This window comes from Calothrix anomala FACHB-343, assembly GCF_014696435.1.
Lineage (GTDB): Bacteria > Cyanobacteriota > Cyanobacteriia > Cyanobacteriales > Nostocaceae > Aulosira > Aulosira anomala_A.
Genome location: NZ_JACJQG010000007.1, coordinates 93,272 through 104,617, shown reverse-complemented (window position 1 = coordinate 104,617; position 11,346 = coordinate 93,272). Strand labels below are relative to the sequence as shown.

The following is an 11,346-nucleotide window of genomic DNA, read 5'->3' as shown; positions in this document are numbered from 1 at the left end:
AACCAAAAGTAGAACTGTCTCAACCCATTAATAGGATTGATTTCAATATTTTCAGCAACCTTACTCTTCACCTCAGGGAGCACAATCTCAACTCCTCCCAGAGGAAAAATATTTAGCTAGTAAATCTTCACCGCGATCGCCCAAGGAATATAATACTGCTTCAATCTGTTTTAACGCTAATGGTAACGGCTTAGTTCTGCCATTTTCCCAACGATTCACACTATGAAACGAAACACCCAGTTTTGCTGCAAACTGGATTTGTGAAAGTTTCGTAAGCGCTCTAGTCTCGCGGATTAACTCGGCAATTTCGGTTTTGTCAATTGCACCCATAAATTTGGATACCTTTGATGACTATTTAATGGCTATAGCTGGTTGGACTATAGCATCTGCGATATTAATCTTTGAAATATATCATGTTCACTAGGTTTAATTACCTCTACCGAAAGATGCAGAAATCAGACTTGGCGACAATTTGCACCTGCATCGGCAGTTGACTTTGACATCTTAGGCTTGACTTATCTGGATAATTCCCCAGGAATCTTAAATAATTATTAAAGATAGGTGACAGTCATAATTTAATGTTTAAAACTCTTTATTAAGTCCACAATATAACGGCTAAAAAATTAGCACTCAAAGCCAGAGAGTGCTAATTTATGACTAAATTTTGACTTTGAGAATATCAGCAAAAATTATCATTTTTAGGGATGCCGAAATAGAAAAATTAAGACATAATTATTGCTATTAAAACCAAGTTTTCATATAATCGATTAATAATCGGGAGGACTGGAATGAAATATACTTTTGACATTGTAGGAGTATCTCCAGTTTTACATTTTTTTAATCAACAACAACAGAGCCAGAGACAATCTCAGCATCAAGGTATAGAATATTTAGGAAGCCATATTTGTACCTTAGATGCTTTTTTAGAATCTCTAGAAACAATCCCTGCAAAGTGGGGTTGGGAGCTAGACCGAGTCGTAGATACAGTAATTCAATTTTGGGTACATAACTCAGACAGCATTAACTATTGGAAAAGGCGCTTAACCGATGCCGGCAGAGATAACTTATTAGTAGCCAGAGTGGCAGATTTCACCGCCTTACAAGCCGAATTTGAATCCTTACTCAACAAGAATGAGTAATTTACCAAAGGCGGCGGGAAGCCTGCCCCTTCAAGGGGTAGCGAGGTTGCTCCCCCCGCCGCGTCATTGGTCAGTGGTCATTAGTCAGTGGTAAAGAAAAGAACTGACTACTGACGCGAAATCCTGCCCCTAGAAGGGGCAGGATGAGCTTAAAGCAAATTGCAAGTTGGTGAGGTACAGATAATTGTTAATTGTAGGGGCATTGGCACTGCTATGCCCCCAAAGCGCGTACCTCATTTATCTGATACCAATTTGAAAAATGATTGCGACAGATGTACAGCCCCAAACCCTTATTGTGTTTGGTTTCTTAATTTTGAATTTTGAATTTTGAATTTTGAATTGGTATGAAATATGCTGTACATTCCTCATCGCGACTTTAGTCCAGAATTTTCCCGGACAATTTGTGGTTTCTACCCCAAAAATAGCTTGTAGGCGGGATTCTGATTTTCATCCCAATACTGATAACCCAAGGTATCCAAAAATGCCTGCCACTCCGTCATCTCTTGCGGTGGAACCTGAATACCAACAACAATTTTTCCGTAATCTGCCCCATTATTGCGGTAGTGGAACATACTAATATTCCAGTTGGGACTCATGGAACCGACGAATTTCATTAATGCACCTGGGCGTTCGGGGAACTCAAAGCGGTAAAGTAATTCATGTTCTGCTAAAGGTGAATGTCCGCCTACCATGTGACGCAGATGTAATTTTGTCAGTTCGTCGTCGGTTAAGTCAAGAGTTTGAAAACCGCAGCCTTTAAAGGTTTCTCCCATCTTGACTGCATCAGCGCGGTTTTGAATTTGCAAACCAACAAAAATATGCGCTTCTTGGGCGCTAGCAATGCGATAGTTAAACTCAGTTAAATTGCGATCGCCAATACATTCACAAAACTTCCGCAGACTTCCTCTTTCTTCCGGGATGGTAACTGCAAATATCGCTTCCCGGCGTTCCCCAAGTTCGGCGCGTTCAGCCACAAACCGCAACCGGTCGAAGTTCATATTTGCACCGCAAGCCACAGCTACTAAAGTTTGTCCCTCAATTTGCTCCCGTTCTGCATAGGCTTTAGCAGCTGCGATCGCCAAAGCCCCCGCAGGTTCTAAAATAGATCGCGTATCTTCAAATACATCTTTAATCGCCGCGCAGGTATCATCAGTATCTACCAAAATGATTTCATCTACATATTGCTGACACAGGTGAAAGGTTTCCTCCCCCACTTCCCGCACCGCTACCCCATCCGCAAATAAACCCACCTGGGATAATCGTACCCGCTTTCCGGCTTTCAGCGATTGACTCATCGCGTCTGCATCCACCGGTTCCACACCAATTATCTTAATTTCTGGACGCAACCGCTTGACATAAGCCGCAATTCCTGCTATCAGTCCCCCACCACCAATGGCGACAAAAATCGCATGAATCGGTTGTTGATATTGGCGTAAAATTTCCATGCCAATTGTACCCTGACCGGCAATCACATCCGGGTCATCAAAGGGGTGAATAAACGTCAGTCCCTTTTCCGCTTCTAGTTGACGGGCATAAGCATAAGCATCATCATAGGTATTGCCATGTAATACCACATGTCCCCCCCGTGCTTTCACAGCATCTACTTTTACCTGGGGTGTAGTCACCGGCATAACAATAATCGCCTGAGTTCCCAAACGACTAGCAGATAAAGCCACACCTTGAGCATGATTTCCCGCCGATGCAGCAATCACACCTTGCTTTAATAAATCTGGTGGCAGATTTACCATCTTGTTATAAGCGCCACGCAGTTTAAAAGAAAATACCGATTGCATATCTTCCCGCTTCAGCAACAGCTTATTGTTCAGCCTGCGAGAAAGATTTGGAGCATATTCTAAAGGTGTTTCCTGGGCAACATCATATACACGGGCAGTGAGAATTTGAACCAGGTAGTCACAATACATGGGCGTTGGGGGGGTAGCAGATGCAGGATGGACAATAATTGTACGCTAAATTTGGGGCATTGGGCATTGGGCATTGGGCATTGGGCATGGGGCATTGGGCATCATACCAATTTGAAACAAAAAGGTGATAGACGGGTAGGGGCGGGGTTTCCCCGCCCTTGTACCGATTTCAATGTGACGTTATTGAATTTGGGTAGTCGTTTATTGATTCGGGGTAGTCGTTTATTGATTCGGGGTAGTCGTTTATTGAATTCGGGTAGTCGTTTATTGAATTCGGGTAGTCGTTCATTGAATTCGGGTAGTCGTTTATTGATTCGGGGTAGTCGTTTATTGATTCGGGGTAGTCGTTTATTGATTCGGGTTAGCTTAGGGGTTGAAACTGTAACCTAGATACTACCCAGATGTAGACAATTTTAGCGATCGCATCCCCTCACATTGGTGTCAACTTAAAGCGAAACCCTTGCCCAAACTCGATGAGCGAATTCCATCGTCTACCATCAAGATCCGCGTTACCCCACCCCAGTTTTGTCTAAAGCTAAAACTTCCCCGTAGCCTTGGCAAAGGGAGGGGTAAAAGCATGTGGCGTAAGAACCACATCTGTCGTAGGGGCACGGCATCAACAATCTTTTGGTACATACAAAATTTTACTGGTGCCGTGCCCCTACAGTGTGGTCTATTTACCAGAAAATAGCTGTAAGTTGACACCAATGATCCCCTCATCCCCCCGTCGCCGCGTCTCTCAAAACTGCATAACCCCTACCCTGCTCAGAACTATATAGCAATAAGCCATTAAATAACGCTGGTGTTGCGGCTAATTTTTCCCAAAATTTAGCCAAATTCACCAATGCTTTAGCTTATTCCTGCATCAAACAGCTTAACCTAATTACTTAACCCCCATACTTCCCCACCCAATCTTAATTTCATAATTCATCCTTCATAATTCATAATTCCCTATGCGTTTTCCTAACCTTGGTCTAAGTTTCCTCTCCCTAATTATCGCCACAGCTTCCACACCAATAACTTTCAGCCTTTGGGCGTCACCGGGAGAGTTACGAGTACTGGCGCAAACACCACAGGCGCGAAAGGCGGAAGCAGATAGATTGTTTAATCAAGGTCTTAAGCAATATCAAACCAGTCAATTGAAAGCAGCATTGCAGTCTTGGGAGCAAGCACTCTCTATCTACCGGGAAATTAAAGACCGTCAAGGTGAGGGTTGGGCACTGGGAAATCTCGGTCTTGCTTACAATTCATTCGGAGACTACCCCAAAGCAATTGATTACCATCAGCAAAGCTTAAAAATTGCACAAGAAATTAAAGACCGTCTAAGTGAGGGTAAATCACTGGGAAACATTGGTCGTGCTTACGATTCCTTGGGAGACCACCCCACAGCAATTGACTACTATCAACAAAGCCTAAAAATTGCACGCTATATTCAATTATTTATGATGAATTCACAGTTCAGGATAAACAAGAATGGAAAGAATCAGAACTCTACATTTGGGTAATAAAACCCACAAGTGAAGTTACTTTCCGTAAAGCAAATCTTAAATTTTTATGGCAAAAAGATAAGACAACCTTAGATGAATTAGTCACCAACAGCCGCGAGTCAATCGGTGTGAGAGGTCGGGGTATTTTTGAGTCCAGCTACAAACCCAATCCTAGCCTAGCAAAACAACGCTTTCAAAAGCTGCACGAAATACTAATTAATCCTATTGCTGACTTGCTACCAAAAAATCCTGATGAACGTGTCACATTTATACCGCAATCATCTTTATTCCTTGTTCCCTTCACCGCGTTACAAGATGAACAAGGTAAATATTTAATTGAAAAACACACTATCCTCACCGCTCCAGCAATTCAGGTATTAGATTTAACTCGCCAACAAAGACAAAGAGTTTCCGGTAATCAAGCGCTAGTTATGGGCAATCCTACCATGCCCAGCGTTGCCCCTAAAATTGGTGAAACACCACAACAATTAACTCCGTTACCAGGTGCGGAAAAAGAAGCTAAAGACATAGCGCAATTGTTAAATACCAAAGCCATCATAGGAAAAGACGCAACCAAAGCCGCATTTATTCAAAAATTACCCCAAGCGAGATTTATTCACCTTGCTACCCACGGCTTACTCGATGATTTTAAAGGTTTAGGTGTCCCCGGTGCTGTGGCTCTCGCCCCAGATGGTAAAGATAACGGCTTACTAACTGCAAATGAAATTTTAGATTTAAAAATTAACGCCGAATTAGTTGTTTTAAGTGCTTGCGATACCGCCCAAGGTAAACTTACAGGCGATGGTGTCATTGGCTTATCTCGCGCTTTAATTTCTGCCGGTGCGCCCAGTGTGATTGTTACATTATGGTCTATTCCCGATAGTCCTTCAGCATTATTAATGGGGGAATTTTACCGTCAGTTACAGAAAAATCCTGATAAAGCACAGGCGTTGCGTCAAGCGATGTTAGTCACGATGAAACAGCATCCAAATCCTAGTGCTTGGGCGGCGTTTACTTTAATTGGCGAAGCTAAGTAATTAAACTTTCCCTACAAAGATAGAAGATTAACTCTGTTTTGAAAGTTTATGATTCATCCTAAAAACAGACCAAATATCAAAAAGATATAAGCCCCTAATTTACAGCAGATTGCCAGTTAGTGAGGTAAAAATTATCTTTGATTGTAGGGGCACTGGCACCGCCATGCCCCGAAGCGCGTACCTTATTTACCTAAAATATGCTGTATTTATGAGGATTATTAATTTTGAATTTTGAATTTTGAATTTTGAATTCCCCGAAGGGGTTGACAATGGCTTTTGATTATTCTTTAGACTTCCCAAACATCAATTTTCGCCAGCATCCTGAACTTTATCGTGTAGGGAAAGGCGAACAAGGTGTACTTTTGGTAGAACCTTACAAATCAGAAATTCTGCCTTTTTGGCGATTCAAAAATCCCGATATTGCGCGAGAATCAAGCGAAAAAATCTATGATATTTTCCTTGCTTATTTAGAGCAAGATGATTTTATCGGTGCAGATATGGCACGTAAGTTTTTGCAAATGGGTTATACTCGCGCCCGCCGTTATGCTAATCATAAAAGCGGCAGAAAGTATAAAAAGACTGAGCCAGATAGCGCAGAGAAAAAAGAAATTCTTCCTTATGAAGTAGATCCCATTAAAGCCGAATCAGCAGCCATATTTAAAGTTAAGTGGATAGAAGCCAAGACAAACGAGAAATATCAAGCGCTTCTGGCTAAACATAAACAGATGTACGAACTAGATTAACAGGCTTTTTATTCTCTGTTAGCTAGCAGCAATGCCTAATCGTACAGTTAGTAAATTGATCATGTTATGTTGTTTGATGTGTAATTCTCTAGCAGAGGTAAGTTGAGCTTGTATTAGTGCGATCGCACTGAATTCTTTAGATACAATTAATCAGTGTCTATTTATACGATTTCCAGTTTTTAGAATAGTTATACTCATCTCTAGGTTCTACCTGGGAATTACGAAGTGGCTCTGCCACTTCTTTTTATTTAAATGTTAACGTAAAAAATTAATAACAACAAAATACGGCAGAGCTAGGGAAACAGGACAATTGTACAGACGCGATTCATCGCGTCTCTGACAAATGGCCAATGACTCAATCATTAAAATTATCCCGCCATTTATCCCTATTATCTCTGGTTTCTGTATCGCGGCTTGTTCTTGCTTGTTGCCAAGTTCCCCAAGATAAAGCTGGCTGTCTTTCTAAATGATTGATAAACTGCATAATAGCCTGATCTGTATTCACAGGCGTTCTAAAATCAAATTTAAGTTTCTCCAAAATCTTAGCGTCAACTTTGAGAAAATCTTGACTTAAAACCTTACCTAGCGACAACACAAGCCGATTATATAATTTACCTACCATTCCCTGACGTTTTTTCATCATCAATAGGGTATATCCTTCAGTCTTTCCTCCTGCAATTAAGCGTAGGGTAAACATGACATGCAGGTGCAGCGAATTAGGTATAAATGTTACCATGCTTGTGCTGCCATACCAATAACAAACACTATAATTCAGGTCATTCTTATAAAAAGGACGCATGAGTTTAGCTAAATAATTACCTTTTCTACCTTGTAGATTATTAGTAAAGGTAATAGCATATTGATTCAGTTCTTGTGGTTCAAAAATATTTTCTGCTGCTACTCTTTTAAGAGTATTAAAATATTGAGTATCTATGGCATTAATTATTACTGCATGGGGATGGCAGTTAGTCACAAACTGAGAAATAATCGTCACATCAAAATCTTGTGCTTCTAACTCTGGAATAAAAGGTAGAGGTTGTAGCGGGACTTCCCCAGTCCAAATCCAAATCATGCCATATTTTTCTGCAGTAGGCCAAGTTTTTAACTTCAGAGGAAGGGGTTCATCGAAACAGGGAATATCAACACAAAATCCTTCCCGATCAAATTTCCATTGATGGAAAGAACAACGCAATCCATTACCTTCAATTTTACCATCTGCTAAATGAGCGCCCATGTGGGGACAGTAGGCATCAAAAGTTACAGCTTTTCTATCTTTACCGCGATAAATTACTAAATCTCTACCTAATAAAGTAATAGCTTTTACTTCACCTACCCGCAGATTATTAGTAGGAATCGCCCAATACCAACCTTCTATAAAACGTTCTGGATTATTGAATGTTTTAGATTTACGATTTGAGCTAAGATTTTGTGAGTTAAAAGTCATTTTTATCTATTCGCGGACAGAGATGGGCTTGATTATATAGTTCCTATTCAGCCGTCCGAAAAATGTAATGAGAGTTACCCTTGATATTTAGTTCAAAAATAAATTATTTAACAATCTTTATTGACTTACTATTTTTTTACATCTCGCTTACGCTAATTATAAATTTGGACATGATGAAATCTTGATGGCAAGACTGTTTGCAAAATACATGAGAAAAATTTCAGAAAAACCTGTGTCGATTCTTTCTCAAAAATTTCGGTAAGGAAATATCAACAATCAACTACTCTACCCATTTGGCGATCAATTCATCAGAATTACGCAAGCATTACCGAAAATTACAGTAGCTACAATTATCCTTAACTATCAAAGTGCGATCGCCTTTATTGTAAATCTGTAAAAGTGCGATCGTTTACATATTTTATTACCAAAAAACATTAAAAAATAGTAAAAAATACAGGCTAATAATTCCCATTGAGAAAAATACTATCTCACCCTATCGGGAATTGGCACATTTGCCCGCGTAATATTTATTTAGTTAATTTTCAACTTAATTTAAGATATGACTACTCAAGTCAAAAAAATCTGGCTGCTGAGTCTTACACTAGTTAGTTTTGGGATGCCACTATTATTTAAGTTGCATTCCTCTATATCAAAAGTGCCAAATGTTGCACCTCCCCCACCAAAAACCATCAGCTACGAACAGCGTACCTTACCGCAAAGCGTAGTGCATATTCTTTCAATTCCGACTGATAGCCGATTTCTCATCACACCTGCAATCTCAGATAAAGTAGCAACTGTAGATGAATTTACCAAGCAGCATCGAGTCAAAGCAATCTTAAATGCAGGCTTTTTTGACCCTGTTAATCAAAAGTCTACATCCCATGTCATGATTTCTGGGCGTGTCGTAGCAAATCCCCAAGATAACCCCAGACTTATAAATAATCCCAACTTAAAACCTTATCTCAGCAAAATTTTCAATCGCACAGAATTCCGTCGCTATCTCTGCGGAGAAACCGTCATCTACGATATCACCCCCCACAATGAATCACCGTTAGCTGGCTGTCAAATAGTCGATGTTGTAGGTGGAGGCCCCAATCTTTTACCAGAACTCACCTCAGAACCAGAAGGGTTTGTTGACAAAGCCAATGGACGAGATGCAATTGATAGCAATCGACCTAGTTCAAGAACTGCGATCGGGATTACTGATGATGGTAATATTCTCCTAGTCATGGTAGCCCAAAAACCCAATGTCCGACTAGCAAAATCGGGAATGTCTTTACCAGAATTAGCAGCTTTTATGCAAACTCTTGGTGCTAAAAAAGCCATGAATTTAGATGGCGGTAGTTCATCTTCTCTTTACTACAACGGTAAAACTTTTTATGGCAAACTAAATCTGGTACGCAAACCCATCAAGCGCCAGGTAAAATCAGTTTTATTGGTACAAGAGAATTAATCATAAGCAACCCTTGGTCAATAATCAAGGAGAATCAAAAATCAGAACAATGGAATTAATGTTATTGGCATAACTTTACATAATATTCAACATTATTACTGATGTGAAAATAAATCCATATCTAGGAAGCTATATAAGGTAGATTTATGGCATATTTATGAAATTCAGAATTTTCTTGAAAGTCGTGTTAATTCCTAGTTTAGCTGTATTAAGCTGCTTAACTACAGCACATACAGCCCTAGCCGATTATTTAACTAGTCAAGGTTCTGGAGGTAATTATCGTTATGAATTATGGTCTAGTGATGATAACGGTAGTTACTACTTAAAAATTTGGTCAATAGAAGCTAGTACCAACAGTAAATCCTACATTACAACTCCAAGTTTTGACTCTAGTAGAGAGGCTCTAATTTATTTTGATTGTAATTATGCTGAGAAAAGTTTACCTGAATGTCCCCGCTAAAGATGATGCTATTCATTTGCTAATTTTAGATTCTAGATGAAAATATTTCTCTATTTGACCCCTACTTAATATCCAGCAAGGTAATATATATAATCCGGTTGCTTCATCACTTGCGAAACTTTATGAGTTGAACGCAACATAAACAAAATAGCAGCCGTGACTAAACCAATCACTGCACAATCGGGATTAATCAAATTTGCTAAAATGTAACCCAAAGTTAAATTAAGTACCAACGCAGGAATAATGCTTTTAACTACCATAGCTGCTTGATTCAGACTAAACAGCAATATTGAATTTAATAGTCCGATGACAAAAAATAAATAACCTAAGCAACCAAATAACGATTGTAAATTTGTTTGTAAACTCCAACTTTCTGGCTTTAGCAAAAGAAACGTAATAGTCACACAAAGACTAAAAAATATCACAGTTAAGCCCACAGTTAACCAGTAGCGATAAGACAATTGACGATAAAATTTAGCCAGCTTTGTTACATTTAAATTTTTGGAATTTTTAAACCAATAACTAATAAACCGATAACTTAAATATTCCACGAATGGAACCAACAAAAGAAAATTTATTAAAGCTAAATCCATAGCCTGTTGATAGTCAGCATGAATCGCAAAAACTAGCCCCGAAGCAGGATTTACAGCCCAACCTGCCACAATGCGATCGCCAAAAATAAAACTAAAATAAGCTATGCCATAAAAGAAGTAAGGAGCTAATAAATATACCAGCGCACTCAAGCGAGGTAAGGGAACTTTTGTTGCAGTAGTTTGACTTGCTTTCTTATCTTTACCAAACCCAAAACCAACTAAGCAGATTACTACTAATAAAGTCGCAAACATACTAATAATTTGGGCAGTTAATGCATCTAGATTAATCCAAACTCTTAACAATACAAATAATCCGCTTAACCCCAACATAATTATTGGCGTACACCAGCGTAATTGAATCCCCACGGCTGCTAATAGCATCCACAGTAAACTCAAAACTAAATAATATACAGCCGCCAAAATTAAATATTCATCAGCAAACTGACCTTGATAAAAACCAAACCACAGCCCCAATAAACCTACAATAATACTAGTAGCTGTACCTAAATAAATAATCGGCAAACAAACTCTTCTAGCTTGTATTGGTTCGCCCAATTTGAGATAAAATTCTCCCCTCCGGCTAATCATCTGGACAAATCCCCCACTAATAGTCAGACTAGCCATAGTTGCCAGAGTAATTAATGAAGCTAGTTCCGGTGGTAATAGGGGCGATTGATTATCTACATCAAGAGATTCTAACAGCAATATCAACAGCAAAGGTAAAGCAAAAACAAAACTTTGTGAGAATTGTTCAATGAAGATTTGCATCTCTTTCAACAAATTCCGCCAAAATTTTTTCTTCGGCTTGATGACTTTCGCTGCTAAAGAAAAGTTATGATTCTCATAAACATACTTACCCAACGATAAAGCATCACTAAAACCAAATTCCTGCTGAATAACTCTATCCGTATAACCTAATGATTCTATAATTGCCGTAACTTGCCAAAAATCAGCAGGTGCGGAGCTAACTTCTTCAATAGCGCTAACTAACTCAGATAATTTATCATCTTCTGCAATCATAATTTTGTATTTAAATCAAATCTAGATAACATCATTAGGGGCACAAAA

The 11,346-nt window shown here is 39.2% G+C and carries 10 protein-coding genes; 6 read left to right on the top strand and 4 right to left on the bottom strand.

Annotated elements, in window-relative coordinates:
- Positions 1 to 87: 87 nt before the first annotated feature.
- Positions 88 to 330 (bottom strand): helix-turn-helix domain-containing protein, encoded by a 243-nt coding sequence (locus H6G08_RS05565; protein ID WP_190539466.1) that lies wholly within the window; start codon positions 328 to 330, stop codon positions 88 to 90.
- Positions 331 to 788: 458 nt separating this feature from the next.
- Here H6G08_RS05565 and H6G08_RS05560 point away from each other — a divergent pair, with 458 nt between their 5' ends.
- Positions 789 to 1,139, top strand: coding sequence for a hypothetical protein (locus H6G08_RS05560; RefSeq protein WP_190539464.1), 351 nt, complete (start codon positions 789 to 791; stop codon positions 1,137 to 1,139).
- Positions 1,140 to 1,549: 410 nt separating this feature from the next.
- On the opposite strand, the gene ilvA is transcribed toward H6G08_RS05560, so the two are convergent.
- Positions 1,550 to 3,061, bottom strand: a complete 1,512-nt coding sequence (ilvA, locus tag H6G08_RS05555) for a threonine ammonia-lyase, biosynthetic (RefSeq protein ID WP_190634784.1) — start codon at positions 3,059 to 3,061, stop codon at positions 1,550 to 1,552.
- Positions 3,062 to 4,014: 953 nt separating this feature from the next.
- Between ilvA and H6G08_RS37360 the strand changes: the two genes are divergently transcribed.
- The 3 genes from H6G08_RS37360 (at position 4,015) to H6G08_RS05545 (ending at position 6,328) form a co-directional block, all read left to right on the top strand.
- Complete coding sequence (locus H6G08_RS37360) at positions 4,015 to 4,566, top strand: tetratricopeptide repeat protein (RefSeq protein ID WP_242046078.1); 552 nt, start codon at positions 4,015 to 4,017, stop codon at positions 4,564 to 4,566.
- A 110-nt stretch (positions 4,567 to 4,676) separates the two neighbouring features.
- Positions 4,677 to 5,585, top strand: coding sequence for a CHAT domain-containing protein (locus tag H6G08_RS37355; RefSeq protein WP_313941293.1), 909 nt, complete (start codon positions 4,677 to 4,679; stop codon positions 5,583 to 5,585).
- A 269-nt stretch (positions 5,586 to 5,854) separates the two neighbouring features.
- Positions 5,855 to 6,328: a DUF4385 domain-containing protein gene (locus H6G08_RS05545; RefSeq protein WP_190539462.1), complete on the top strand. Its 474-nt coding sequence runs from the start codon at positions 5,855 to 5,857 to the stop codon at positions 6,326 to 6,328.
- A 355-nt stretch (positions 6,329 to 6,683) separates the two neighbouring features.
- Here the strand turns inward: H6G08_RS05545 and H6G08_RS05540 are convergent, their stop codons facing one another.
- Positions 6,684 to 7,772, bottom strand: a complete 1,089-nt coding sequence (locus H6G08_RS05540; RefSeq protein WP_190539461.1) for an aromatic ring-hydroxylating dioxygenase subunit alpha — start codon at positions 7,770 to 7,772, stop codon at positions 6,684 to 6,686.
- Positions 7,773 to 8,331: 559 nt separating this feature from the next.
- Here H6G08_RS05540 and H6G08_RS05535 point away from each other — a divergent pair.
- On the top strand, positions 8,332 to 9,225 hold the full coding sequence (locus tag H6G08_RS05535; protein WP_190539459.1) for a phosphodiester glycosidase family protein: 894 nt from the start codon (positions 8,332 to 8,334) through the stop codon (positions 9,223 to 9,225).
- Positions 9,226 to 9,382: 157 nt separating this feature from the next.
- Positions 9,383 to 9,685, top strand: a complete 303-nt coding sequence (locus H6G08_RS05530; RefSeq protein ID WP_190539457.1) for a hypothetical protein — start codon at positions 9,383 to 9,385, stop codon at positions 9,683 to 9,685.
- Between the two features lie 65 nt (positions 9,686 to 9,750).
- On the opposite strand, the gene H6G08_RS05525 is transcribed toward H6G08_RS05530, so the two are convergent.
- Positions 9,751 to 11,298 (bottom strand): polysaccharide biosynthesis protein, encoded by a 1,548-nt coding sequence (locus H6G08_RS05525; protein WP_190539455.1) that lies wholly within the window; start codon positions 11,296 to 11,298, stop codon positions 9,751 to 9,753.
- Between the last annotated feature and the right edge of the window lie 48 nt (positions 11,299 to 11,346).